The organism is Shinella oryzae (assembly GCF_023038235.1).
GTDB classification, from domain to species: Bacteria; Pseudomonadota; Alphaproteobacteria; order Rhizobiales; family Rhizobiaceae; genus Shinella; species Shinella sumterensis.
This window is the reverse complement of sequence record NZ_CP081987.1, coordinates 2979791-3005450: the sequence shown is the minus strand read 5'-3', so window position 1 is coordinate 3005450 and position 25660 is coordinate 2979791. Positions and strand designations below refer to the sequence as shown.

The window sequence follows — 25660 nt, the reverse complement described above, 5'->3', positions numbered from 1 at the left end:
TCCGGAGAGGTGGCAGAGTGGTCGAATGCACCGCACTCGAAATGCGGCATACCTGCAAGGGTATCGTGGGTTCGAATCCCACCCTCTCCGCCATTCCCCGCTGATGATCGCACTCAGAAAAATTGTCTTCACAGGCGTGCTGCAATACCCGCTGATATATTGGCTATAGCTGCAGAACGAGAGGGCAGTGATCCGAGACTTCCGGGTCGTGGATGACGTCGAACGATGTCACGGCGTCCACGCGGTTCACAAGCATATAGTCGGCGAACCGGCCCGGTTTCTTGTAGTGCGTGGTTCGGGTGCTCTCAATGCCACGCCCCGTCACCAGCTCATGCAGTCCGGCATCGGCCAAGATCGCGAGCGTTTCGCTGCCGGGTTCGACATTGAAGTCGCCGCAGACCACCACGATGTCACCCGGCTCTGAAATCTGTCGGGAAAGATCGAGCAACCTTCGTGCCTGCGCGGCGCGTTCGGGTGTGTCCATCTTGCCGTTCAGATCGCGCAACCCGTGCATATGCGTGATGCTGACGCACCGCCCCGCTCTGTCATCATAGACCCTGACGCCATGGGCGCTGCGAGACCGCGGATGGTCACCATAGCCGGCCGGTGAAAAGCCCTTGTGAACAAAGCCCTGTATCTGGCCGATGATGGGCAGAGAGCGGCGCACGAACGTCGCCAGCCCCCATTGCGACGGGACGGGTTGGTCCTGATCCCAGAGGACGCCCTGTGCCGCCGGGCAGAAGATGGCGACATGATCGGGTAAGGCGTTCGAGACATCGCGAAAGAAGTTGGCGCGCTGCGCCAGGACGTGGTCGCCATCGCGATAGGTCAGCCAGTCCTTGCCGGATTCGGGACTGTGAATGACTTCCTGCAGGCAAAGGACATCGGGTTCGCTGTTTTTGAGATAGGGCAACAGTTTTTCGTGCAGCTTACCGCCCCAGCCGTTCAGGCACATCACTTTCACGGATCTATCCTTCAAGCCGCAGAGTCTCGAAGTACACGACTTTGGATGCTTTGAGAAACGCCTGCAAGCCGGGTTAAAGCGAATGGGGTTATCCGTATCAGCGGCGCAATTTCAGCCGGGACGACAAGGTCCCAGAACATAACGATCCGGCATATTAAAGTTGAAAAAAATCATTAAAACGGGTGTTGGCCGCTGTTAGCCTCTTGGTAATCGGGAGGAGAAGAATGGCGACATTGGAGGAAATGTTCGACGTTCGCGGCAAGTCGGTCATCGTGACCGGCGGCGCCAGTGGCATCGGGCGCGCTTACGCCGAGGTCATGGCGGACAACGGCGCGCGGGTCTGTATTTTCGATCTCAATCCAGCGCAGCTCGACAGCGTCGTGGCCGAACTCAAGGCGGATGGCGGCGATGTCTGGGGGCAGGTGGTCGATGTGGCCGATCGTGCCCGCATGAAGGAAGCCTTCGATGCGGTGGCCGAACGCCATGGCCGCATCGACGTGGTCTTCGCCAATGCCGGCGTCGATGCCGGACCGGGCTTCCTGTCGACGACCGGCGAACGTATCCCCGAAGGCGCCATCGACGTGCTCGACGACCATCACTGGGACCGGGTCATCGAGGTCAATCTTTCATCCGTCTACACCACCGTGAAACATTCCGCGCGCCACATGAAGGCGACGGGCGGCGGCCGCATCATCGTGACATCCTCCATCGCTGCGCAGATCAACGAGGCGATCGTCGGTACGCCCTATATGCCGGCCAAGGCGGGCGTCGACCATTTCGTCCGGCAGATGGCGATGGAGCTGGGCATGTTCGGCATCCTGGTGAACTGCATCTCGCCCGGGCCCTTCATGACCAACATTGCCGGCGGGCGGCTGAAGATCCCGGCCGACCGCAAGGCCTTCGAAGAGCAGTCGCTGATCGGCCGGATCGGCGACACCGAGGATATCAAGGGGCTGGCGCTTTATCTGGCGTCGCCCTGCTCATCCTATGTCACAGGGAGCCAGATCGTGATCGACGGCGGTTCGATGAACCGCATCAAGTGAGGCGATTGCCGGGTCTGGGAGGACCGGCCGCCACCGCATGCGCGTCAGACGACAAGAACACCAGAGGGAGGAGACCAAGGTGGACCTGAAGACGAAATTTGCGCAGCCATCCCGCCGCACCGTGCTCAAGGGCATGGGGGCCGGCCTTGCCGCCGCCACGCTCGGCGCGCCGATGATCGCCAGGGCGCAATCGGCCGGCACGATCAAGCTCGGCTTCGTGACGCCCACGACCGGTCCGCTTGCGCTGTTCGGCGAGACGGACGGCTGGGCGGCGCAGAAGGTCAAGGAGATGCTGAAGGACGGGCTGGAGACAGCCGCCGGCAGGTTCGATGTCGAGATCCTGATCCGCGACAGCCAGTCCGATCCGAACCGTGCCGCAGAAGTCGCGGGCGACCTCATCCTGAACGACGGCGTGCATCTGCTCCTGCCGGCCTCGACGACCGACACCGTCAGCCCTTCGGCCGATCAGGCCGAACTCAACGAATGCCCGTGCCTGTCGACCGGCGCTCCCTGGCAGGCGGTCATCTTTCCGCGCGGCGGCCAGAACGAGCCGTTCAACTGGACCTACCACTTCTTCTGGGGTCTCGACGAGGCGCTGAACACCTTTGTCGGCCTGTGGAACACGCTCGACACGAACCGCAAGGTCGGCATGCTGTTTCCGCAGAACGCCGATGGCGAGACCTGGGGCAACAACGATTATGGCCTGCCCGCGCCTGCCCAGAAGGCCGGCTTCGAGATCACCGTTCCCGGCTTCTTCCAGCCGCGCACCAATGACTATTCGGCACAGATCGCCGCGTTCAAGAACGCCGGCTGCGAAATCGTCGGCGGCATCACCTATCCCGACGACCTCAAGACCTTCGTCAACCAGTGCGCCCAGCAGGGTTACAAGCCGAAGGCCATCACCGTGGCCGCAGCACTTCTCTTCCCGGGTGGCGTGCAGGCGCTCGGGCCGCTCGGTGACGGCATGTCCTCGGAAGTCTGGTGGACGCCCGCCTTCCCGTTCAAGTCGACGCTGACGGGCCAGGTGAGCCGCGAGATCGCCGACCAGTGGGAAAGCGAGACCAAGAAGCAGTGGACGCAGCCGCTCGGCTACAGCCATGCGATCTGGGAAGTGGCGCTCGACATCCTCAAGCGCGCCGCCAACCCGCTCGATCGCACCTCGATCCGCGACGCCATGGTCGAGACCAAGGTGGAGACGCTGATCGGCAAGGTCGATTTCTCCAGCGGACCGCACAAGAATGTCTCGACGACGCCGATTTTCGGCGGCCAGTGGGTGAAGGGCGATAAATGGCCCTACGACCTGAAGATCGTCGACAACACCGTCAACAAGCTGTTCGAGCCCGAGCAGAAGATGAAGGTAATCCCCTGGGCGAGCTGAGCCCGGGCATGCTGGACATGGCTGCCGGGCGGCAATGTGCCCGGCCACAGGCAGAACCATCCGAGTGCATGAGAAAACCGGGCACGCAGCGCGTGGAGGCGCCTGCCGCGGCCCGGGGCGGAGGATCGATTGGACGGCGTATTGCTAGAAGCGAGAGGATTGAGCAAATCCTTCGGTGCGCTCCGCGTGCTGCACGACATCAGTTTCGATGTCCGGCGCGGCGAGGTGCTGGGTATTCTCGGTCCCAACGGCGCCGGCAAGACCACGCTGTTCAACCTGATCAGCGGCGACCTGCACAACGATGCCGGCGACCTTGTTTTTGGCGGTGAACGGCTCGTCGGCCAACCGCCCTATGCGCGCTGCAAGATCGGCATCGGCCGGACCTACCAGATTCCCCGGCCCTATGTGGGCATGTCGACCTTCGAGAACCTGCTCGTGGCGGCCACCTTCGGGGGCGGGCGCACGGAGGCGCAGAGCTATGCGTTCTGCGCCGAGATCCTGCGCGACTGCGAGCTGGCGGACAAGGCCAATCGCTCGGCCGGATCGCTGACGCTGCTCGATCGCAAGCGGCTGGAACTGGCCCGCGCGCTGGCCTCGGGCCCGAGCCTGCTGCTGCTCGACGAAATCGCCGGCGGTCTCACGGACGAGGAAGGCAAGGCGCTCGTGCAGCTGATCCGCCGCATCCGCGATCGTGGCGTCACCATCGTATGGATCGAACATGTGCTGCACGCCCTGCTGGCGGTGGCCGACCGGATCATGGTGCTGAACTTCGGCGAGAAGATCGCCGAGGGCCAGCCGGATGACGTCATCAAGGACCCGGAAGTCCGCCGCGTCTATATGGGGATCGAGGCATGACGGCAAAGACGCTCCTCTCCACCCACGATCTCAAGGCCCGTTACGGCGATTTCCAGGCGCTCTACGGCGTCGATTTCGATATCGCCGAGGGTGAAGTCGTCGCCCTGATCGGCGCCAACGGTGCCGGCAAATCCACCCTCTTGAAATCGATCATGGGCCTGATCAGGGTCGCACCTGACATGGTGCGTCTCAATGGCCGGCCGGTCGGCGGCAGCAAGCCGCACCACATGGTGGCCGACGGCGTGGCCATCGTGCCGGAGGGGCGCCGGCTGTTTGCCGGCATGTCGGTGCTCGACAACCTGCGCGTCGCCGTCGACCATGCCGCACCCGGCCGCGGCGATGCCTGGACGATCGAGCGCGTCCATGCGCTGTTCCCGATCCTGAAGGAAAAACAGGCGGTGCCGGTCCAGTCGCTTTCCGGCGGCCAGCAGCAGATGGTGGCGATCGGCCGCGCGCTGCTCAACCAGCCGCGCCTGCTTCTGTGCGACGAGATCAGCCTCGGGCTGGCGCCGAAGGTGGTCAAGGAAATCTACCAGTCCATCCCGTCGATTTCGGCAAACGGTACGGCCATCGTTCTGGTGGAGCAGGATGTCGGCCTCGCCAAGTCCTCTTCGGACCGGCTCTACTGCATGCTTGAGGGCCGCGTGACGCTGACCGGCCGCTCCGCGGACCTGTCGCGAGAGGCGATCGGCGAAGCCTATTTCGGAGCATCCCATGCAGTGGCTTGACGGACTAGTCCAGGGCGTTCTTCTGGGCGGCCTCTATGCACAATATGCCCTCGGCATGGCGCTGATGTTCGGGGTGATGCGGGTCGTCAACATCACCCATGGCGACCTCATGATCCTGCTGGCGCTGGTCGGCATCAGCCTCGCCTCGACGTTCGGCCTCGGCCCTTGGTCGGTGCTGGTGGTGCTGGTCGCGCTCGGCGGCATCATCGGCATCATTTTGCAGCGGCTGATCCTCAACCGCGTCGTCGGCGCCGATCCGCTGCCATCGCTGATCGCTACCTTCGGCCTGTCGATCGCGCTGCAGAACGCGATGTTGCAGGTCTGGTCGGCTGATACGCGGTCGCTGCCGAGCGACGGCCTCGCCCAGGCGTCCTTCCAGCTTGGGCCGCTTTTCGTCGGCGTGCTGCCGGTGATCGTACTGGGTACGGCCACCGTGCTGACGGCGGCGCTTGCGGCCACGATGCAATATACCCGCTTCGGGCGTTCGCTGCGCGCGGCCGCCGCCGATGTCGAGGCGGCCGCGATGACGGGTATCGACCCGAAAGCCGTCTATGCCGGCGCGACCGCGCTTGCCGTCGGCATCCTGGGCTTTGCGGCTGTCTTCCAGTCGATGCGCTCGACGGTCTCGCCGGCCGATGGCGCCTTCCAACTCATCTATGCCTTCGAGGCGGTCATCATCGGTGGCATGGGCTCGATCTGGGGGGCCTTCATCGGGGCCATGGTGCTCGGCATCAGCCAATCGATCGGGTTCCGCATCGATCCCGGCTTCGGCATCCTCGCCGGCCACCTCGTCTTCCTCATCATTCTCGCACTGCGGCCGCAGGGCATCCTCGGAAAGGGCTGAGACCGTGACCCAAGCGTTCGCAACCGCATCAGCATCTGCCGCCGCCATGGATCTTCCGCCGGTGCGCGTTCAGCGCCAGACCCTGTCGGGCGTCATCGCGATGGGGCTCGGCATCGTCGCGCTCCTCGCCATCGCCGCGATGCCGTTCTGGGCGAGCCAGGGGCTGATCCGCGATGTCGTCGAGCTCTGCTGCTACATCGCCGTCGCGCAGATGTGGAACCTGCTTGCCGGCTATGCCGGGCTGGTATCGGTCGGCCAGCAGGCCTTCATCGGCGTTTCCGCCTACATGATGTTCGTGATGGCGCAGCTCTGGGGCATCAACCCCTTCGTCGCCGTCGTGCTGGCGATGATCGCGCCGGCCCTGCTTGCCATTCCCACCTATGGCCTGCTGCACCGGCTCGACGGTCCCTATTTCGCGATCGGCACCTGGGTCATCGCCGAGGTGCTGCGGCTTGGCACATCGGTCTTCGGCTATGTTAATGGCGGCGCGGGCATGAGCCTGCGCGTCATGACCGGCTACTCGCCCATGGAGCGCGCCATCGGCGTCTCGCTGCTCTGCGCGCTGATGCTGCTCGTCACGGTCGGCGGCAGCTACTGGCTGCTGCGCTCGCGCTACGGGCTGGCGCTCATCGCCATGCGGGACAATCCCGTCGCGGCGGCCAGCCAGGGGGTGAATGTCGGCCGGCTGCGCTTCCTTATCTGGGTCGCGGCGGCGGTCGGCACGGGCCTTGCCGGCGCCATCTATTTCATGGCGCAGCTGCGCATCACCCCGCCCTCCGCCTACGATCCGAGCTGGGCCAATATCGCGATCTTCATCGTCATGGTCGGCGGGCTGGGCTCGCTGGAGGGCGTGCTGATCGGGGCGCTGATCTACTTCTTCGCCGAGCGCTGGTTCGGTGAATATGGCGCGACCTACATGGTGGTGCTCGGCCTGCTCACCGTGTTCATGGCGCTGTTTGCGCGCGGCGGCCTCTGGGGCCTGATCTGCAAGGTCGTCGATGCCCCCTGGTTCCCGACGCGCCGCCGCCTGATGGAGGACCGTATATGAAGGCCGTTCTGTTCGATGCCGTCGGACTGCCGTTGACGGTGGGCGAGCGCCCCGTCCCGGAGCCGGCAGAGGATGAAGTCCTGCTGAGGATCGCAGCCTGCGGCATCTGCGGGTCCGACCTGCATATGACCGAGGACCCGAAGACCTTCGGGCTCAACCGCCATGACGTGCTCGGCCACGAATTCGCCGGCGAGGTGATCCGCTGCGGCAGCACCGTCTTGGGGCTCAAGCCGGGTGACCGCGTGGCGGTGGCGCCGATGCGCGGCTGCGGCGCCTGCGGCAGTTGCCGCAAGGGCGAACCGGCTTGGTGCGCCGAGATGCGGCTGATCGGCGGCGGCTATGCCGAATTCACCACCGTCGCCGCCCGTCAATGCCGCATCCTGCCCGACGACCTGCCCATCGAGGAGGGCGCGCTGGCCGAGCCGGTCGCCGTGGCGCTGCATTGCGTCATGCGGTCGGGCCTGAAGCCGGGTGATCGCGTGCTGATCCTCGGCGCCGGGCCGATCGGCCTGCTGGTCGCCTTCTGGGCGCGACGCCACGGTGCGCGCGACGTCATCGTCGCCGATATCAACCGGCATCAGGAAGAGCGCGCCGCCGCTGTCGGCGCCACCGGTTTTGCCCTTTCCGGTCCCGGCCTTGCCGAGGACTTCAAGGCCCGGACGGGCGGGGAGGCCGACATCGTCTTCGAATGTGTCGGCAAGCGCGGGCTCATCGATTTCGCCTGCAAGCTCGTGCGTACCCACGGAACGGTGGTTGGTGTGGGCCTCTGCGTCGGCGGTGACGAATGGGATCCGTTCGTCGCCCTGTCGAAGGAAATCCGGCTCGTCTTCGCGGTGTTCTTCAACATGGCCGAATTCGAGACGGCGCTGGGCGCGCTCGGCCCCGGCCGTTACCGCCCGCAGGCGCTGATCACGGATCGAATCGGCTTCGATGCCGTGCCCGAGACTTTCGAAGGGCTGAGGCGCCGCACGACCCAATGCAAGGTGCTGATCGCTGCCGATGCCGCGTGAAGCGAATGGACGAGGAGGAGAGGTTATGGAATTCGAAACGCTGACGGAGGACATCGACGGTGTGCGGACGGTCGTCAAGGCGATCGGCAACGGACCGGCCGTGATCGCCCTGCACGGCGCGGCGACGATTGAGGGTTACGACTGGGCGCGCGGCCTTGCCGACCGCTTCCGTGTCTACCTGCCCTTCCATCCCGGTTTCGGCGAGAGCGCCGAAGCGCCGCATATTGCCGGCATGCAGGACATGGTGGTCCACAATCTCCGCCTCGTTGCCGCGCTCGGCCTCGAGCGCCCGCATCTCGTCGGCCATTCCATGGGCGGCTGGATGGCGGCCGAGATCGCCGCCGTCGCGGGCGAGCGGTTCGGCAAGCTGGTGCTGAATGCGCCGGCCGGGCTCAATCATCCTGATCATCGCGGCGCTGACCTGAGCCGTATCCCGCCAGAGGAGTTTCCCGCCTATCTCGCCCACGATGCCGCGGTCGCGGCGCGCTACTTTCCCGGCGGTTCGGAATGCCATTCGGCAGAGGCCTTCGTGGCGGCCCGCGAGAAAGAGGGTCCGGCACTCGGCAACATTCTCAAGGTGCACGGCATGGGCCATCCCAATCTCGGCCGCTGGCTGAGCCGCATTCCCAACGAGACGCTGATCGTCTGGGGCGACAGGGACCGCATGCTGCCGGCCTCGCAGGCGCCGCTCTGGCAGGCCGCCATTCCCAATGCCCGAACGCTGATCATCGAGGAGGTCGGCCATTTCGCCATGCAGGAAGATCCGCGCACCGTCGCGGCCATCGGCGACTTCCTGGTCACGTGAAACCCGAGCGCGGCGCTTAGAGCGATCCGCGACAACAGGACCATCAAGGAGGAATTGTCATGAACGCACCTATCAAGCACGCATCCGGCTACTGGGGCACGAAGACGGACTTCGCATCCCTCATGGCGCATATCGAGACGGTCGGCCCGATCCTCGACAAAAATTCCGAGGCAAACGAGAAGCTCGGCCGCCTGAACGAGGAAACTTTCGAGGCGCTCAAGCCTGTCCGCATGAGCCATATCTTCGCGGGCGAGGATATCGGCGGCGCGCAGCTCTCGCCGACGCAGGGCCTGCAACTCATCGAGGCCATCACCTATCACAGCGGCGCGGCCGGCTGGGTGTCGATGGTCCATGCCTGCATCGGCGCGATGTCGGCGGCCTTCCTGCCCGATACTGCCATCAGCCGTCTCTATGACGGCAAGACCGACAACCGGTTCTCCGGCCAGGGTACGCCCACCGGCATGTTGAAGAAGGTCGACGGCGGTTATCGCCTGAATGGCAAGTGGGCCTATGCGAGCGGCATCTATCACGCGACCTACACGCACACCGCCGCCCTGCTCGACGACGGCAACGGCCAGCCGGCCAAGGATGAAAATGGCGACGTGATCGTGCTCTGCGCCCATGCGCCGGTGGACGAACATGAACTGCTCGGCAACTGGAACGTGCTCGGCCTTCAGGCCACGGGCAGCATCGATTACGCCGCCAACGATGTCTTCATCCCTGACGACATGGTGTTCCCGATCCTGACGGCCGAGCCGCAGCGCATGCAGGAATTTTTCAGCCTCGGCGTGGTGGGGCTTGCTGCCATCGGCCATTCCGGCTGGGCCATCGGCGCCGCGCGTCGCATGCTGGACGAAGCCGCGAAATATGCCAAGACCAAGACGGGCCGCGCCGGCCTGCTCGGCGAGAGCGACAAGTTCTGGTACGATTTCGGCCGTGCCGAGGCGCGCGTCCGCGCCGCCCGTGCCTTCCTGTTCGAAGTCTGGCGCGACGTGGAATCCTCCATCGAGGCCGGCAACCGCATGACGACACGCCAGATCAGCCTGGTGCATCTCGCCAAGTCGGAAGTGCACGAGGCCGGCGTGGATGCGTGCCATTTCGTCTACCGCTCACTCGGCGGGGCCTCGCTGCGCTACGGTGTGATGCAGCGGATCTACCGCGAGATGCTGACAGCGGCGAACCATTTCACCATCAACCCGAACATCGTCGGTGCCGCCGGCCGCGACCTTGCCGGCCTGTGGAGCGACCGCACCTGGCAGTTCTACGACCTGATCGAAAAGAAATGAGCGCGCCGGCGAAAGACATGCCGGGCAAGGGGGCTGCGCCTGAAACGGGCGCCGCCGCCGCTGGCTCCGGCCTCACCGAGGCGTTCCTGGCCGCCTTCCGGCATCATCCCTCCGGCGTCGCCATCATCACGGCGGAGGGAGCGGACGGGCCGGTGGCACTGACGGTGAGCTCGCTGATCTCGATCAGCGCGTCCCCGCCGATGGTCGCCTTCTCGCTTTCGGCATCGTCCTCCAGCGCGAAGGTGGTCGAGCGCGCCGCGTCGGTGGTCGTGCATTTCGTGCGCCGCGCCGACATGCAGCTCGCCCGGCTCTGCGCCACGTCCGGCAAGGATCGCTTCGGGCCGGATGTGCGGTGGTCGCGGCTCGACAGCGGGGAACCTTACTATCCGCAGGTCGAGTTGTGGTTCCGCGCCGAGCTGCGCGGCCGGCTGGAAACGCCGGGCGCCTGCCTGGTGACAGCGGAGCTGACCTCCGTCTCCGCCGGGGCGCATGCCACGCGGCAGGCCGAGGCACTGGTCTATTCCAACCGCGCCTGGCACGCGCTGGGGCCGGTGGTCGATACGGCATCGGCGCCGGTGCTGTTGTGGCCGGACGATTCCGCGACCTTCTGAGACAAGAGCCGGCGAGATGCCGCCGGCTCTCCCCTACATGCCCCAGATAACGGATTGTTCGTGGCGCTTGATGAGATGCCGCAGATTCTCGAAACTTTTGCGCAGATGCGCCGAAAACGCCTCGATCGCCGGGGCCCCGAGATCGCCCGAGCGCCGGAGCAGGCCGAGCGCCCGCTCCGGATGGGGGATTTCGACCGGCAGCGCGGTGATCGCGCGGTCGTTGCGATAGGCGAAGACGACGCTGTGCGGCAGGATCGTCAATGCATCGCTTTCCTTCATGTAGTTGATCGCGCTGGTCAGCGAACCGCCGGCATAGCGGATCTTCGTCTCGGTGGCGCCGAGCGAGAGGACGAGGCTGCGCAGGTCGGCGAGCAGCGGGCTGCCGGGCGGCGGCGCGATCCAGGGAAAGTCGAGCAGTTCGGGGCCCGAAAGCTTGCGCTTGAGCAGCAGCGGATGCGTGACGCGGCAGGCGACGACGTTTCGCCCGGGCAGCAATTCCTGGAAATGCATGCCCGAGCCCTCTTCGAGCATGTCGATCGGGCAGATGGCGAGGTCGATGCGATCCGCGACGATGGCGGCTTTCAGTTCCGAAAGGTAGCCGTAGCTCTGCTCGACGCGCACGTCGGGGAAGGCATTCTGGAAGCCCGCCAGCATACCGGCGATCAACGCATCCATGAAGAAGGGCGTGCCGCCGACGCGCACCAGCCCGGTGCGGCCATGACGAAAGCCTTCCACGAGGCTCGAAGCCTTGCGGGCGGAGGTCAGGATCGCCTGGCCGTGATCGGCCAGCGCCCGGCCGAGCGGCGTGGGTTGCAGCGGGCGCCGTCCCTTGAGGAACAGCGGCTCGCCCAGGCGCTTTTCCAGCATTGCAAGCGTGCGCGACACGGCCGGCTGGCTGAGGCCGAGCATGGTCGCGCCCTCGGTCACGCCACCCGCCTGGACGACCGCCGCAAGCTGCGCAAGGTGCCTTTCGTCAATCTTCATAACAATAACGAATATAAATCGCCGAAAAAATTATCAAGCACGCAGTTTCGGCCTGTTAGGTTCTCGTTATGGGAGAAGTCATGCCAGACATATCGTTCAGTGAGCGCACCTCTGCGCAGCGCGTTGCCGAGCGGCTCGACAAGCACGCCGCAGGACCGCTGCAAGCCTTCATGGTTCCCTTCATCGAGCACCTGCACAAGCTGATCCGGGAGACGCGTCCCTCGCAGGCCGACTGGCGGCGGGCGATGGAATTCCTGACGGATGTCGGCCATGCCAGCGATGGCCGCCGGCAGGAATGGGTGCTGCTGTCCGACCTGCTCGGCGTGACCGCGCTGGTGGAGGAGATCAACACGAACCGGCCGAAGGGCGCGACGCCCAACACGGTGCGCGGTCCCTTCTACCGGGCCGATGCGCCCCGGCTGCCGCTCGACGCCAACATATCGCTCGACGGTGTCGGCCCCGCGCTGTCCGTCAGCGGCCATGTGCGGGATCTCGACGGCAAGCCCATTTCCGGCGCCACGATCGAGACCTGGCAGGCCAACAGCGAAGGCTTCTACGAGAACCAGCAGCCGGACCAGCAGCCGGAATTCAACCTTCGCGGCATCTTCACGACCGATGGCCAGGGGTGCTTCCGTTACAAGACCGTGCGCCCGGGCGGCTATGCCGTGCCGAGCGACGGGCCCGTGGGCCAGATGCTGGGCGGGCTGGGTTTTGCCATGCGCCGTCCGGCCCATCTTCACTTCCTGATCAAGGCCGCCGGCTTCGAGACGATCAGCACGCATGTCTATGACGGCAGCGATCCGCATCTCGGCCAGGACGCATTGTTCGGCGTGAAGGACGAGCTGATCGGTGAATTCAAGCCGACCGGGAAGGGGGATGCGTCGACGCTCGACTTCACCTTCACCATGGTCCGGGCGAAGAAGGGGCGCGTCACGCCATGACACTCGACTTTACCTACCAGGCAAGTGCGGCGCGTATCGTCTTCGGCAACGGGGCGAGCGGCGATGTCGGCAAATGGGTGGAGGCGCTGGACTGCCGGCGCGCGGTGGTGCTGTCGACGCCGCATCAGGCCGCCGATGCGGAGGCGCTCTCGAAGCGGCTCGGGCCGCTTTCGGTCGGCACCTTCACCGAGGCCACTATGCATACGCCCGTCGATGTGACCGAGCGCGCCGTCGCGCGCGCGGCCGAAGTCGGCGCCGATTGCGTCGTCTCGCTCGGCGGCGGCTCGACGACCGGGCTCGGCAAGGCCATGGCTTATCGCACGGATATCCAGCAGATCGTGATACCCACCACCTATGCCGGTTCCGAAGTCACGCCGATCCTCGGCCAGACGGAAAACGGCGTCAAAACCACCGTCCGCAGCCCGAAAATCACGCCGGAAGTGGTGATCTACGATCCGCAGCTGACGCTCGGCCTGCCCGTCGGCATGAGCGTCACCAGCGGCCTGAACGCCATCGCGCATGCGGCCGAAGGGCTTTACGCGCCGGATCGCAATCCCATCACGACGATGATGAGCATCGATGGCATTCGCGCGCTCAAGGAGGCCCTGCCCGCCCTGATCGACAGCCCGCGCGATGGCGCGGCGCGCGAAAAGGCGCTTTACGGCGCATGGCTCTGCGGCACCGTCCTCGGCCAGATCTCGATGTCGCTGCATCACAAGATCTGCCACACGCTGGGCGGCAGCTTCGACACGCCGCATGCCGAAACCCATTCCATCATGCTGCCACACACGATCGGCTTCAACGCCTCCGCGGTGCCGGAGTTGATGACGCCGATCTCCGATATCTTCGGCGGCGCGACACCCGGACAGGCGCTCTACGATTTCGCCAAATCCATCGGCTCGCCGATGGCGCTGAAGGATTTCGGACTCAGCGAGGCGGACCTCGACCGCGCCGCCGATATCGCCACCAGGAACCCGTATTCCAATCCGCGCCCGATCGACCGCACGGCGATCCGCGCACTGTTACAGGACGCCTGGAGCGGAACACGACCGCCATATTGAATTCTTTTGGGAGGAGGAATGAATATGCTTACGAGACGTGACTTGCTGAAATCCGCAGCCGCCACGGGCGCATTGGCGGCGACATCCGGCCTCGCCATGCCGGCCCTGGCCCAGGGCGCGCCGATCAAGCTCGGCTATGTCAGCCCGCAGACCGGACCGCTCGCCGCGTTCGCCGAGGCCGACAAATTCATCATCGACGGCTTCTTGGCCGCGACCAAGGCGGCCGGCCTGAACTACGAAGTGGTGGTGAAGGACAGCCAGTCCAACCCGAACCGCGCCGCCGAGGTCGCCAAGGAGCTGATCGTCAGCGACGAGGTCAATCTCGTGCTCGTGGCCTCGACGCCCGAGACGACCAACCCCGTGGCCACGACCTGTGAGGCGGAGGAGGTGCCGTGCATCTCGACGGCCGCGCCCTGGCAGCCCTGGTTTATCGGCCAGCAGGCCAATCCGGGCGACCCGGCCTCGTGGAAGCCGTTCAACAGCGTCTTCCATTTCTTCTGGGGGCTGGAAGACGTCATCGCTGTCTACACCAATATGTGGGAACAGCTTGAGACCAACAAGAAGGTCGGCGGCCTGTTTCCCAACGACGGCGACGGCAACGCCTGGGGCGACAAGGCCGTGGGCTTCCCGCCGGTCCTGGAAAAGCTCGGTTACAGCCTCAACGATCCCGGCCGCTACCAGAACCTGACCGACGACTTTTCCGCCCAGATCAATGCCTTCAAGTCCGACGGCAGCGATGTCATCACGGGCGTGATGATCCCGCCCGACTTCACCACCTTCTGGAACCAGGCGCAGCAGCAGGGCTTCAAGCCCAAGGTCGCGTCGATCGGCAAGGCGATCCTGTTTCCGCAGGCGGTGGAAGCGCTCGGCAAGAACGGCCACAACCTGTCCTGCGAGGTCTGGTGGTCGGCGAACCATCCGTTCAAATCGTCGCTGACCGGCCAGAGCGCCGGGGAGCTCGCCGAGGGCTTCACGAAGGCCACCGGCCGGCCCTGGACCCAGCCCATCGGCTTCGTCCATGCGCTGTTCGAGGTCGCCGTCGATGTGATGAAGCGCGCCGATCCGACAGACAGCGAAGCGGTGATTGCCGCCATCGCCGCCTCCAATATCGAGACGATCGTCGGCAAGGTGGCCTGGGATGGCGCCCACCTGCCGCCCTTTGCCGGCAAGAATGTCGCCAAGACGCCGCTGGTCGGCGGACAGTGGCGCCTCAAGGACGGCGGCGGCTACGACCTCGTCATCGTCGACAACCAGACGGCGCCCAGCATTCCGACCGGCGGCAAAATGGAAGTGATCGGCTGAGCCATGCCTATCCTCGCCCTCGACCAGGTCTCGAAAAGCTTCGGTGCTCTCAAGGTCGCCGACCGGATTTCGTTTGCGCTGGAAAAGGGCGAGGCCCTGGGCGTGATCGGGCCGAACGGCGCGGGCAAGTCGACGCTGTTCAACCTCGTCACCGGCAATATCCGCGTCGATGCCGGCACCATCCGCTTCGACGGCGAGGACGTGACGCGCCAGCCGCCGATGGCGCGGTGCCTGGCCGGCGTCGGGCGGACATTCCAGATTCCGCAGCCCTTCGAAAAGCTGACGGTGTTCGAAAACCTGCTGGTCGCCGGCGCCTTCGGCTCGCGCAAGGCGGAGAAGGAGGTCGGTGACCGCTGCGCCGACATTCTCGTCGAGACCGGGCTTTACCCCAAGGCGAACCAGCCCGCCGGAAGCCTCGGCCTGTTGCAGCGCAAGCGTCTCGAGCTTGCCCGCGCACTTGCGACTGACCCGAAAATCCTGCTGCTCGACGAGATCGCCGGCGGATTGACCGAAGGGGAATGTCAGGAGCTTGTGGAAACGATCCGCGCCATCCACCGGCGCGGCGTCTCCATCATCTGGGTCGAGCATGTGCTGCATGCGCTGAATTCGGTGGTCGGCCGCCTCGTCGTCCTGCATTTCGGCCGGGTGATCGGCGACGGCGATCCCGAGACGATCATGGCGTCGAAGGATGTGCGCGAAATCTATCTCGGGATCGATGTGTGATGGCGCTGCTCGAGACCCATGGCCTGACGGCCTTCTATGGCGACTTCCAGGCCCTGTTCGGCGTCGATCTCGCACTCGATGAAGGCGAGACGGTCGCCGTGATCGGCGCCAACGGTGCGGGCAAATCGACCCTGCTGCGCTCGATTTCCGGCCTCATCCGCAATGTGCCGGGACAGATCCGCTTCGATGGGCGGGAGATCGGCGCGCTTGCCGCGCCCGATGTCCTGCAACTGGGCATCGCCATGGTGCCGGAAGGCCGCCGTCTCTTTCCATCGCTTTCCGTCGAGGAGAACCTGCTGATCGGCAAATACGGCCGCGCCGGCAACGGCGCCTGGTCGCTCGACGGCATCTATGAACTCTTCCCCGTGCTGAAGGAGCGCCGTCACCAGCCCGGCACCGCGCTGTCAGGCGGGCAGCAGCAGATGGTCGCGATCGGCCGCGGGCTGATGTCCAATCCGCGCGTGCTGCTCTGCGACGAGGTGAGCCTTGGGCTGGCCCCCGTCGTCGTCAGGGACATCTACGCGGCCTTTCCGAAGATCCGCGCGACGGGCGCATCCATCGTCATCATCGAACAGGATATCGGCCAGGCGCTGAAGGTCGCCGACCGGGTCTATTGCATGATGGAGGGACGGGTGACGCTTTCGGGAACGCCGGCAACGCTGAGCCGCGAGGATATCCACGCCGCCTATTTCGGAGCGCATGCGCGATGAGCTGGCTCGACACCATCCTTCAGGGCATCCTGCTCGGCGGCCTCTATGCGCTCTTCGCGGCGGGCCTCGCCCTCGTCTTCGGCATCATGCGGCTCGTCAATCTCGCCCATGGCGACCTGATCGTGCTCGCCGCCTTCCTGATCTTGCTGCTGGTCTCGGCGCTCGGCCTCAATCCTTTTATCGCCGCCGCGGTCGCGCTGCCGGTGATGTTCATGCTCGGCTGGGCGCTGCAATTCCTCGTGCTCAACCGCACGCTGGGCAAGGATATCCTGCCGCCGCTGCTGGTGACCTTCGGCCTTTCGGTGGTGATCCAGAACGGCCTGCTCGAGGGCTTTTCGGCCGATAGCCGGCGGATCTCGGCGGGCGCGCTGGAAACGGGGTCTCTGCAGATCGGGCCTATCAGCATCGGCACCATGCCGCTCCTCACCTTCCTGTCGGCGGTGGGCGTCATCGTCGCGCTCAACCTCGTCTTCTACCGCACCTCGCTCGGCCGCGCCTTCCGCGCCACCTCGGATGACAGCGCGACGGCCGGCCTGATGGGCATCCGCGCCGAGCGCATCTTCGCCACCGCCACCGGGCTTGCCATGATGGTGGTGACGATCGCCGCGCTCTATCTCGGCACGCGCGCGAATTTCGACCCCACCATGGGGCCGGCGCGGCTGATCTATGCCTTCGAGGCCGTCATCATCGGCGGGCTCGGCTCCTTCTGGGGCACGCTCGCCGGCGGCATCATCATCGGCGTCGCGCAGACCGTGGGCGCGGCGATCAACCCGGAATGGCAGATCCTTGCGGGCCATATCGCCTTCCTGCTGGTGCTGCTTGTGCGGCCGCGCGGCCTTTTCCCACGGGCGGTGGACTGACATGAGCGATCATCTTTCCGCATCCTCCTGGACCGTTTCGACCCGCACCCGCGGCTCCGCGGTATCGATGCTGGCGATCCTTGCGCTCGTGGCAATCGCCTTTGCCGCGCCGCTCTTCGTCTCGCGTTCGGTGGTGCAGGATCTCTTCTTCATCCTGACCATGCTGGTGCTGGCGCAATGCTGGAACCTGCTTGCCGGCTATGCCGGCCTCGTCTCCGTCGGGCAGCAGGCCTTTGTCGGCTTCGGCGCCTATGCGATGTTTGCCGGCGTCAGCCTGCTCGGCATGGACCCGATGGCGGCGATCCTGCTTGGCGGGCTTGCGGCGCTAGCGCTGTCGGTGCCCACGGCCTTCTTCGTCTTCCGCCTGCAGGGCGCCTATTTCGCCATCGGCACCTGGGTCATCGCCGAGATCGTGCGGCTGTCGCTGGCGCAGTGGAAGGCGCTCGGCGGCGGCACCGGCACGTCGCTGCCATCGGGCGCCACGCGCGACATGGTCGGTGTGCGCTTCGTGGCCGATCTGCTCGGCGTTCGCGGGCCGCAGGCCACCGATATCGTCTGCTACTGGCTGGCGCTCTTCCTGGCCGTCGTCACCATCGGTGCAATCTACAAGCTGCTGCGCTCGAAGCAGGGCCTGGGGCTTGCTGCCGTGCGCGATAACCGCGAGGCGGCCCGCTCCGTCGGCGTCGATCCGACCTGGACGAAGTCCTTCGTCTATCTGGTGGCCGCACTCGCGACGGGCCTAGCCGGCGCGCTGATCTATGTGCAGAAGGCGCGCATTTCGCCGGATGCCGCCTTCTCGGTTCCCGACTGGACCGCCTATGTGATCTTCATCGTGGTGATCGGCGGCATCGGCACGATCGAGGGGCCGATCGTCGGCGTGATCGTGTTCTACATCCTGCAGAACCTGCTGGCCGATTACGGCTCCTGGTATCTGCTGATCCTCGGCCTCATCGGCATCCTGATCATGCTGTTTGCGCCGCGCGGCCTGTGGGGCCTGTTTGCCGACCGCACCGGACTCCAGCTTTTTCCTGTCCGCCGTATCCTGGCGGGCCAGCCGAAACCCAAAGACATCAGAGGGAGTGACTGATGGCCGATATCGAAACCGACGTCCTGATCATCGGAACCGGCCCCGCCGGCTCTGCGACCGCCGCGCTGCTTGCGAGCTACGGCGTCGAGAACATGGCGATCAACCGTTACCGCTGGCTGGCCAACACGCCGCGCGCCCACATCACCAACCAGCGCACGATGGAGGTGCTGCGTGATCTCGGCCGCGAGGTCGAGGCGGAAGGCTACCTCCATGCCAGCCCGCAGGAGATCATGGGCGAGAACGTGTTCTGCACCGCGATTGCCGGCGAGGAACTGGGCCGTCTCAAGACCTGGGGCACCCATCCGACGTCGAAGGCCGAGCATCTGCTCTCCTCGCCGAGCGAGATGAACGACCTGCCGCAGACCTTCATGGAGCCGCTTCTGTTCAAGACCGCCTGCGCGCGCGGTACGCAGGCGCGCATGTCGACGGAATATGTGAGCCACGTGCAGGACGCCGAGGGCGTGACGACCACCTGCCGCGACCGCCTGACCGGCAAGGACTTCACCGTCCGCTCGAAATACCTGGTCGGCGCCGATGGCGGCAATTCGCTGGTCGCCCAGCATCTCGGCCTGCCCTTCGAGGGCAAGATGGGCGTCGCCGGCTCGATGAACATCCTGTTCAAGGCCGACCTCACCCGCTACGTCGCACATCGCCCCTCGGTGCTCTACTGGGTGCTGCAGCCGGGCTCGAATGTCGGCGGCATCGGCATGGGCCTCGTGCGCATGATCCGGCCGTGGAACGAGTGGCTGATCAACTGGGGCTATGACATCAGCCAGGGCGTGCCCGATGTCGACAACGCCTTTGCCGAGGGCGTGGCCCGCGACCTCATCGGCGATCCCGATATCGACATCGAGATCACCTCGGTCTCCACCTGGACGGTGAACAACTGCTACGCCACGCGCACCCAGAAGGGGCGCGTCTTCTGCATGGGCGACGCGATCCACCGCCACCCGCCGTCGAACGGGCTCGGCTCCAACACCTCGATCCAGGACGGTTTCAACCTCGCCTGGAAGCTCGCCATGGTGCTGAAGGGCCAGGCCGGTCCCGGCCTGCTCGAAACCTATACGGAAGAGCGCGCACCGGTCGCCAAGCAGATCGTCACGCGTGCCAACCAGTCGATCGAGGAATTCGGCCCGATCTTCGGCGCGCTCGGCCTGCTCGATTCCATCGATCCGGTGAAGATGCAGGAGAACATGGATCGCCGCTGCGAGGATGGCAGTGCCGCCGAAAGCCAGCGCGCGGCGCTGCGCGAGGCCATCGCCTTCAAGGTCTATGAATTCGATGCTCATGGCGTGGAGATGAACCACCGCTACAAATCCTCTGGTGTCGCGACCGACGGCCAGCCCGAGCCGGCCTTCACCCGCAATCCGGAACTGCATTTCGAACAGACCACCTGGCCCGGCGCGCGCCTGCCGCATGCCTGGCTGTTCGGCGAGGGCAACCGCAAGGCTTCCACGCTCGATCTGTGCGGCCACGGCAAGTTCACGCTCCTGACGGGTATCGGCGGGCAGGCCTGGGTCGATGCGGCCGAGACGCTGTCGGCGGAGCTTGGCCTGCCGCTCGTGGCCCATGTCATCGGGCCGCGGCAGACCTGGCAGGATCATTACGGCGACTGGGCGCGTGCCCGCGAGGTGGGCGATGCCGGCGTCGTGCTCGTCCGGCCCGATCATCATGTCGCATGGCGTTCGGAAGGGCTGGCGGCCGACCCCGCCGGCGAACTGCGCCGTGTGCTGAAGACAATTCTGGATCTGTGAGGCGACGATGGAAGCGCATGAGAAGGGTTATTTCACCGAGGAGAACTCCGTCGAGGTCGTGACCGGCCGCAATGCCGGCGCCAAGGACGCACGCCTGAAGGAGGTGATGGAGGTCATCACCCGCAAGCTGCATGAGGCGGTGAAGGAATTGGAGCCGACGCAGGAGGAATGGATGGAGGCGATCCTCTTCCTCACCCGCACCGGCCAGATGTGCAACGAGTGGCGGCAGGAATTCATCCTGCTGTCGGACGTGCTGGGCGTGTCGATGCTGGTGGATGCGATCAACAACCGCAAGCCCTCCGGCGCCTCGGAAAGCACCGTGCTCGGCCCGTTTCACGTGGCCGACGCGCCGGAACTGCCGATGGGCGCCAATATCTGCCTCGACAGCAAGGGCGAGGACATGGTCATCGAGGGGCGCATCCTCGATACCGAGGGCAAGCCGATCGCCGATGCCGTCATCGATGTCTGGCAGGCCAATGACGAGGGTTTTTATGACGTGCAGCAGAAAGGCATCCAGCCCGATTTCAATCTGCGCGGCATCTTCCGCACCGGGCCGGACGGGCATTACTGGTTCCGCGCCGTGAAGCCGAAATACTATCCGATCCCGGACGACGGCCCGGTCGGGCAGTTGCTCGGCCATCTCGGCCGCCACCCCTACCGCCCGGCGCACCTGCACTACATCATCAGCGCGGATGGTTTCGAGACGCTGACGACGCATATCTTCGATCCCGATGATCCCTATATCCATTCGGACGCGGTGTTCGGGGTCAAGGAAAGCCTGCTTGCGAAATTCGACCGGGTGAACGACCCGGCGCGCGCGAAGGCGTATGAATTCGATGGCGAATTCTGGGAAGTCAAACACGACTTCGTGCTGGCGCGCGACCACGCCTGACAGCAGTTCCGAAAGAAGAGGGGCGGATGCGCGGATCGCGTCCGCCCCCTTTTTCATTCTGCCGAATGAATGCGTTCGCGCTCGCCCATGAACGGTCCCTGCACCCACTGGATCGTCTTTTCGTGCTTTTCGACCGCGCGGCGAAGTTCGGCGAACTCCCGGCGCATATGGCCGAGAAACTTGCGGCCGGCGGGGTTTGAGTAGGGTTTCTTGCGCGTCATGACGCCGAGCACGCGTTCGGGCTGGGGAATATCGAGCGGGATGATGCTGATCTTGTTTTCGCCGCGGAAGGCGTGGACGACGGAATGCGGCAGGATCGCCAGCGCGTCCGTGCCGGCAAGATAATTCACGACACTCAGAAGCGAGCCGCCCGCATAGCGCAGCGACACCTCCGCCAGCCCCAGCGTCAGCAGGATATTGTGCAGGTCGAGCACCAGCGGCGAGCCCGGCAGCGGCGCGATCCAGGGGTAGTTGACGATATCCTCGGTCGCGAGGGTGCGCTTGCGCACCAGGGGATGCCCGGCGCCGCAGGTGAGCACGTTGCGCGCCGTCAGGATCGGCTCGAAATGCAGGTCGGCGCGCAGATCGACGGAGCCCGTCGGGGTCACCGCAAGGTCGATCTGTCCGGAATCCAACTCCGCCACGAGGTCGGGATAGTTTCCGTAGGACTGGTAGACCATGATTCCAGGCTCGCCGCGCTGGAACGAGGCGATCATCGGCGACACCACCGCATCCATGAAGAAGGGCACGCCGCCGATCCGCACCCGCCCCGACGAGCCGGACTTGAAGCTGCGGATGATTTCCATCGCCTTGCGCGACGATGCCAGGATGGCCTTGCCCTGCTGGCCGAGCTGTTCGCCGAGCGGTGTCGGCTGCATCGGCCGCCGGCCGGACACGAAGAGCGGTTCGCCGATGCGCTTTTCCAGGATCGACAGCGTGCGCGACACCGCCGACTGCGTCATGCCGAGCATGGCGGCCGCTTCGGTGACGCCGCCGGTCTCGATGACGGCCGCGAGCTGGACAAGATGGGCTTCGACGATCTTCATAGCAAATTGCTATAGCTTGCATGAACAAAGTCAATCACCGGCAGGCTCGAACCTCTATAGTGGAGACAATCACGGCCGGCTTGCGACAGGCGGGCTCCGGCCGTGGTTCCCGAGGCGGTGGAGGAACCGCATCCGGAATTGCAATGTCTTTGGAGGAGGACACCATGGCCCTTGTCAGCGGCTATCATCACCTGACGCTCTGCACCGACGGCGTGCAGGAGGATTACGATTTCTACACGAAGGTGCTCGGGCTCTATTCGGTCAAACGCACCGTGCTGTTCGACGGCACGATCCCCGTCTATCACCTCTATTACGGCTCGCGGAACGGCGATGCCTCGACCATCATCACCACCTTCCCCTTCCGCAAGCCGGCGGTTTTCGGCAAGCGCGGCACCAACCAGTCGAAGATCATCCAGCAGGCCATTCCGGTCGGCTCGGCCGACTATTGGGTCGACCGGCTGAACGAGAAGGGCGTCGAGGCCGCCAAGACGTCGCGTTTCGGCATTACCCGCGTGGCCTTCAAGCATCCGTGCGGCATTCCGCACGAGCTGGTCGAAAGCCCGGCCGACAACCGCCCGTCGATCGTCAACGAGGCGCAGGGCGTGAAGCCCGAGCACGGCATCAAGGGCATCTACGGCGCGGCCATCGCCGTCTTCGACCGCACCGCGATGGACGACTTCCTCGGCGTCGGCATGTCGATGACGAAGGAAGCCGACAGCGACGAGGGCCTGATGTTCTCGGTGCCGAATGCCGGCGGGCCGAACAGCATCGTCGAGGTGCTGCACGAATCCTCCGGTCCGCAGGGCACCTGGACCTTGGCCGGCGGCACGATCCACCACCTCGCGCTGAACACCGGCAACGAGGAAAACCAGCTCAAGCTCAAGGCGCATCTGGAAGGTCTCGGCTTCACCGACGTGTCGGACCAGAAGGACCGCAACTACTTCAAGTCCTGCTATGTCCGCTCGCCCGGCGGTGCGTTGTTCGAGATCGCCTGGTCGGTCGAAGGCGGCTGGGCGCTCGACGAGCCGGCCGACCAGATCGGCACGACGCTGGTCTTCCCGCCATGGTTCGAAGATCGCCGGCAGGAGCTTATTGCAGGCCTCGAACCCGCAGAATTCTGAGCCCGGCGCCATGTCGAACCACGACACGCCACTCCTCCTCGGCGCGAGCCCCGGGGAGGCCCTGGTGCACTGCGTCTTCATCCACGGGCGGACCCAGTCGCCCGAGGATATGGTCGAGCAGGTCATTTCCAGGCTGAAGGCGCCGGGCGTGGCCTTCGTGCTGCCCCGGGCCCGCGGCAACAGCTGGTATGATGCGCGCGCGACGGACGCGCTGACGGATCGCACCCGCAAACAGCTCGAGCAGTCGATCGCCTATGTCAGGCAGCTTGTCGGCGATCTCTCGGGCGCGAAAGATCATGCCAAGCCGCTCCTGCTCGGCGGCTTCAGCCAGGGGGCGTGTCTTTCGATCGAATATGCGATGCGGCACGGCCCGTGGAACGGCGCGCTCGCAAGCCTCACGGGGTGCCGCGTCGGCACGCCGGATTGCGACCGCCCCTTTGCCGATCTCGATCGGCTGCCGGCCTATCTGACCGGCTCGGACAAGGATCCCTGGATCCCCGTCGATGCCTTTGCCCAGGCAGCCGCGGCGCTCGCCCGCGCCCGCGCAAGGCTTCATTGCGATGTTCTGCCGGACAGGTCGCACGAGGTCTCGGCAAGCGAGATCGCGCAGTTCGAGACGATGCTGCGCGGCCTTTCGCATCAAAGCTGGTGGTAGCCGCGAACCGGGCGCTGGTTGGCGCCCGGTGCTTCATTCATTCGCCCAGGAAATCGGCCATTTCGACCTGATAGAAGGTCTTGGTGCGCGGGCCGGCGAGGAGCGGGTCGATGCGGCGCACGCATTCCTGGTAGTGCGCGGTCTTGCGGTGTTCGTCGACGGCTTCGGGCGAGGTGAACACCTCGTAGATCGTGAAGCTGTTTTCGTCCTCGGGATTGCGAAGCACGTCGAAGCGCACATTGCCCGGCTCCTGCCGAGTGCCTTCGTAATTGATGCGGAACGCTTCGAGAAACTCCGCGGTATGGCCCGGCTTGACGTTGATGCTGACCATCTGGATGAGCATGTCTTATTCCCTGTTATCTGTTGAAGTCCTGGATGAAGGGGTCAGAGGCCCGGCGCTTTCCACATGGCGGTGGTGACGCCCTCGTCGACGAGCTGGCGCTGAAGCGCGTAGGCCCGTGCCCAGCGTTCGCCCGCCTCGTCATAGATGGCCTTGTGCGTGAAATCGGGCTCGAAGTGCCTGTCCCAGCGCACCCAGCCGTCCGCCACCTCGACGAAATTCCGGCGCAGGCCGATGCCGATGGCCGCGGCCGCCGCGCAGCCGAGCGCGGTCGCTTCCTTCACGACGGGCGTGACGACGGGAAGGCCGGTGGCGCTCGACAGGATCTGCGACCAATGGGCGGATTTCGATGCGCCGGCGGCAAAGACGATCTTGTCGGGCGTCCTGCCCGACAGCTTGAAGATGGCGGCGAGATTGCGCGCCGCGACGATCGCCGCATTTTCCTGCAAGGCGCGGAAGATCGCCGCCTTGCCGGATTTTTCCGGATCGATGGAGAGGTTCAGCAGCGAGGGGGCTGCGTGATACCAGTTGCCGTAGTGCATGACGTCGGAAAAGACCGGGATGATGCCGTGCGCGCCGACCGGCACGTTAGCCGCCTTCTCCTCCAGCAGCCGGTAGGCATCGCCGCCGGGGCCAGCCGCCGCCACTTCCTCCGCGCCGAAACTGTCGCGGAACCAGCGCATGACGATGCCGACGAAGAAGCTGATCGCTTCGGCCTGGTTGAGGCCGGTCACGACATGCGGATTGATGCGCAGGTCCATCGACGGGTCGGAGACATCGAGGCCGACATTCACCACCTGCTGCCAGAAGGTGCCGCCGAGCACGGCGCAGTCGCCCTCGTTGACGACGCCGATGGCAGCAGCCCCGCTCTGGCAGTCGCCGCCGCCCATGACGACGGGCGTGCCGGGCGCAAGGCCGGTCTCGTCGGCCGCCTTTTCCGTGACGCGGCCGATGATCGTGCCGGGCTCGACGCTTTCGGGGAAGATATCGTCGCGCATGCCGGCCTTGGCCATCGCTTCCGGCAGCCAGTCGCGTTTCGAAAGGCTGTAGAGGCCGGTCGTTCCCGCATTGGACGGATCGCTGGCGATGACGCCGGACAGGCGTGCGAGCACCCAGTCTGACAGCATGCTGATCCGGTCGATGCGGGCATAGACGTCGGGCAGGTTGCGCTTCAGCCAGAGCAGGCGGGGCAGAGCGCCGAGCGCGAAGGTCTGGCCGCTTTGCGCATAAAGCTCGCTTTCGAGGCCTGGAAAATCGCGCTTGAGGTCGCGCACTTCGCTGACGGCGCGGCTGTCGACATTGGCGCAGGCCCAGATTTCCCGTCCGCCGCGATCATAGGCGACGATGGCCTCGCGCATGCTGGTGGCGCTGACGGCGCGGATATCGGCGGCCGTTATGCCGGCCTCGGCGATCGCCTGCCGGATGGCGCGCGAAAGGAGCGCCCAGTTGCCCTCCACGTCGAAATCCATCGAGCCGGGAAAGCGCGGATCGGTCTTGTGCCACCATTCGTGCTGGGCGCTGGCGATCTGGTTGCCGTTTTCGTCGAAGATCACAGCCCGGCCGCTGCCGGTGCCGGCATCGACAGCCAGCAGATATGTCGTCGTCATGGCGG

Annotated in this window: 26 protein-coding genes and 1 tRNA gene; 22 read left to right on the top strand and 5 right to left on the bottom strand. The window is 65.3% G+C overall.

Annotated features, from left to right (window positions below):
• Positions 1-3 precede the first annotated feature (3 nt).
• A tRNA-Ser gene (locus K6301_RS14640) sits at positions 4-93 on the top strand.
• A 70-nt stretch (positions 94-163) separates the two neighbouring features.
• Here the strand turns inward: K6301_RS14640 and K6301_RS14635 are convergent.
• Positions 164-964 (bottom strand): endonuclease/exonuclease/phosphatase family protein, encoded by an 801-nt coding sequence (locus tag K6301_RS14635; protein ID WP_247217962.1) that lies wholly within the window; start codon positions 962-964, stop codon positions 164-166.
• 224 nt (positions 965-1188) lie between these two features.
• Here K6301_RS14635 and K6301_RS14630 point away from each other — a divergent pair, with 224 nt between their 5' ends.
• The 10 genes from K6301_RS14630 to K6301_RS14585 all read left to right on the top strand — a co-directional run bounded on the left by K6301_RS14630 (position 1189) and on the right by K6301_RS14585 (position 10572).
• Positions 1189-2007, top strand: coding sequence for an SDR family NAD(P)-dependent oxidoreductase (locus K6301_RS14630; protein WP_247217960.1), 819 nt, complete (start codon positions 1189-1191; stop codon positions 2005-2007).
• Positions 2008-2086: 79 nt separating this feature from the next.
• Entirely contained in the window at positions 2087-3385 is a 1299-nt protein-coding gene (locus K6301_RS14625) for an ABC transporter substrate-binding protein (protein WP_247217958.1), read from the top strand.
• 159 nt (positions 3386-3544) lie between these two features.
• Complete coding sequence (locus tag K6301_RS14620; RefSeq protein WP_425475348.1) at positions 3545-4240, top strand: ABC transporter ATP-binding protein; 696 nt, start codon at positions 3545-3547, stop codon at positions 4238-4240.
• Entirely contained in the window at positions 4237-4968 is a 732-nt protein-coding gene (locus K6301_RS14615) for an ABC transporter ATP-binding protein (protein WP_247217955.1), read from the top strand. Before K6301_RS14620 ends, K6301_RS14615 begins: the two co-directional genes overlap by 4 nt.
• Complete coding sequence (locus K6301_RS14610) at positions 4955-5812, top strand: branched-chain amino acid ABC transporter permease (protein WP_247217952.1); 858 nt, start codon at positions 4955-4957, stop codon at positions 5810-5812. The genes K6301_RS14615 and K6301_RS14610 overlap by 14 nt, the downstream gene beginning before the upstream one ends.
• Before the next feature lie 4 nt (positions 5813-5816).
• Positions 5817-6860 (top strand): branched-chain amino acid ABC transporter permease, encoded by a 1044-nt coding sequence (locus tag K6301_RS14605; RefSeq protein WP_247217950.1) that lies wholly within the window; start codon positions 5817-5819, stop codon positions 6858-6860.
• On the top strand, positions 6857-7870 hold the full coding sequence (locus tag K6301_RS14600; protein ID WP_247217948.1) for a zinc-dependent alcohol dehydrogenase: 1014 nt from the start codon (positions 6857-6859) through the stop codon (positions 7868-7870). Before K6301_RS14605 ends, K6301_RS14600 begins: the two co-directional genes overlap by 4 nt.
• A 25-nt stretch (positions 7871-7895) precedes the next feature.
• On the top strand, positions 7896-8675 hold the full coding sequence (locus tag K6301_RS14595; RefSeq protein ID WP_247217946.1) for an alpha/beta fold hydrolase: 780 nt from the start codon (positions 7896-7898) through the stop codon (positions 8673-8675).
• A gap of 59 nt (positions 8676-8734) precedes the next feature.
• The gene (locus tag K6301_RS14590; protein WP_247217944.1) at positions 8735-9961 is read left to right on the top strand and encodes an acyl-CoA dehydrogenase family protein; all 1227 of its coding nucleotides are present in this window, start codon (positions 8735-8737) and stop codon (positions 9959-9961) included.
• Positions 9958-10572 (top strand): flavin reductase family protein, encoded by a 615-nt coding sequence (locus tag K6301_RS14585; protein WP_247217942.1) that lies wholly within the window; start codon positions 9958-9960, stop codon positions 10570-10572. Before K6301_RS14590 ends, K6301_RS14585 begins: the two co-directional genes overlap by 4 nt.
• Positions 10573-10605: 33 nt before the next feature.
• On the opposite strand, the gene K6301_RS14580 is transcribed toward K6301_RS14585, so the two are convergent.
• Entirely contained in the window at positions 10606-11556 is a 951-nt protein-coding gene (locus tag K6301_RS14580; RefSeq protein WP_247217941.1) for a LysR family transcriptional regulator, read from the bottom strand.
• Positions 11557-11636: 80 nt separating this feature from the next.
• Here K6301_RS14580 and K6301_RS14575 point away from each other — a divergent pair, with 80 nt between their 5' ends.
• The 9 genes from K6301_RS14575 to K6301_RS14535 are packed head-to-tail and all read left to right on the top strand — an operon-like array spanning position 11637 to position 20886.
• Positions 11637-12497 carry a dioxygenase family protein gene (locus tag K6301_RS14575; RefSeq protein WP_247217939.1) on the top strand — a complete coding sequence of 287 codons (861 nt, stop codon included), beginning with the start codon at positions 11637-11639 and terminating at the stop codon, positions 12495-12497.
• Complete coding sequence (locus tag K6301_RS14570) at positions 12494-13558, top strand: maleylacetate reductase (protein WP_247217937.1); 1065 nt, start codon at positions 12494-12496, stop codon at positions 13556-13558. The genes K6301_RS14575 and K6301_RS14570 overlap by 4 nt, the downstream gene beginning before the upstream one ends.
• A 24-nt stretch (positions 13559-13582) precedes the next feature.
• A complete protein-coding gene (locus tag K6301_RS14565; protein WP_247217935.1) occupies positions 13583-14860 on the top strand; it encodes an ABC transporter substrate-binding protein in 1278 nt (425 codons plus the stop codon).
• A 3-nt stretch (positions 14861-14863) separates the two neighbouring features.
• Positions 14864-15583, top strand: a complete 720-nt coding sequence (locus tag K6301_RS14560; protein ID WP_247217933.1) for an ABC transporter ATP-binding protein — start codon at positions 14864-14866, stop codon at positions 15581-15583.
• Entirely contained in the window at positions 15583-16293 is a 711-nt protein-coding gene (locus K6301_RS14555; protein WP_247217931.1) for an ABC transporter ATP-binding protein, read from the top strand. The genes K6301_RS14560 and K6301_RS14555 overlap by 1 nt, the downstream gene beginning before the upstream one ends.
• The gene (locus K6301_RS14550) at positions 16290-17153 is read left to right on the top strand and encodes a branched-chain amino acid ABC transporter permease (protein ID WP_247217929.1); all 864 of its coding nucleotides are present in this window, start codon (positions 16290-16292) and stop codon (positions 17151-17153) included. The genes K6301_RS14555 and K6301_RS14550 overlap by 4 nt, the downstream gene beginning before the upstream one ends.
• Before the next feature lies 1 nt (position 17154).
• Positions 17155-18240, top strand: coding sequence for a branched-chain amino acid ABC transporter permease (locus K6301_RS14545; protein ID WP_247217927.1), 1086 nt, complete (start codon positions 17155-17157; stop codon positions 18238-18240).
• Entirely contained in the window at positions 18240-19994 is a 1755-nt protein-coding gene (locus K6301_RS14540; RefSeq protein WP_247217925.1) for an FAD-dependent oxidoreductase, read from the top strand. The genes K6301_RS14545 and K6301_RS14540 overlap by 1 nt, the downstream gene beginning before the upstream one ends.
• 7 nt (positions 19995-20001) lie before the next feature.
• Positions 20002-20886: an intradiol ring-cleavage dioxygenase gene (locus K6301_RS14535; RefSeq protein WP_247217923.1), complete on the top strand. Its 885-nt coding sequence runs from the start codon at positions 20002-20004 to the stop codon at positions 20884-20886.
• Positions 20887-20939: 53 nt separating this feature from the next.
• Here K6301_RS14535 and K6301_RS14530 read toward each other — a convergent pair whose 3' ends face one another.
• A complete protein-coding gene (locus K6301_RS14530; protein WP_134648397.1) occupies positions 20940-21932 on the bottom strand; it encodes a LysR family transcriptional regulator in 993 nt (330 codons plus the stop codon).
• A 164-nt stretch (positions 21933-22096) separates the two neighbouring features.
• Here K6301_RS14530 and K6301_RS14525 point away from each other — a divergent pair, with 164 nt between their 5' ends.
• Positions 22097-23053, top strand: a complete 957-nt coding sequence (locus tag K6301_RS14525) for a VOC family protein (protein WP_247217921.1) — start codon at positions 22097-22099, stop codon at positions 23051-23053.
• Between the two features lie 10 nt (positions 23054-23063).
• Positions 23064-23708 (top strand): alpha/beta hydrolase, encoded by a 645-nt coding sequence (locus K6301_RS14520; RefSeq protein ID WP_247217919.1) that lies wholly within the window; start codon positions 23064-23066, stop codon positions 23706-23708.
• A 37-nt stretch (positions 23709-23745) separates the two neighbouring features.
• On the opposite strand, the gene K6301_RS14515 is transcribed toward K6301_RS14520, so the two are convergent.
• A complete protein-coding gene (locus K6301_RS14515; RefSeq protein ID WP_247217917.1) occupies positions 23746-24051 on the bottom strand; it encodes an antibiotic biosynthesis monooxygenase in 306 nt (101 codons plus the stop codon).
• A 41-nt stretch (positions 24052-24092) separates the two neighbouring features.
• Positions 24093-25655: an autoinducer-2 kinase gene (gene lsrK / locus K6301_RS14510; RefSeq protein ID WP_247217915.1), complete on the bottom strand. Its 1563-nt coding sequence runs from the start codon at positions 25653-25655 to the stop codon at positions 24093-24095.
• Between the last annotated feature and the right edge of the window lie 5 nt (positions 25656-25660).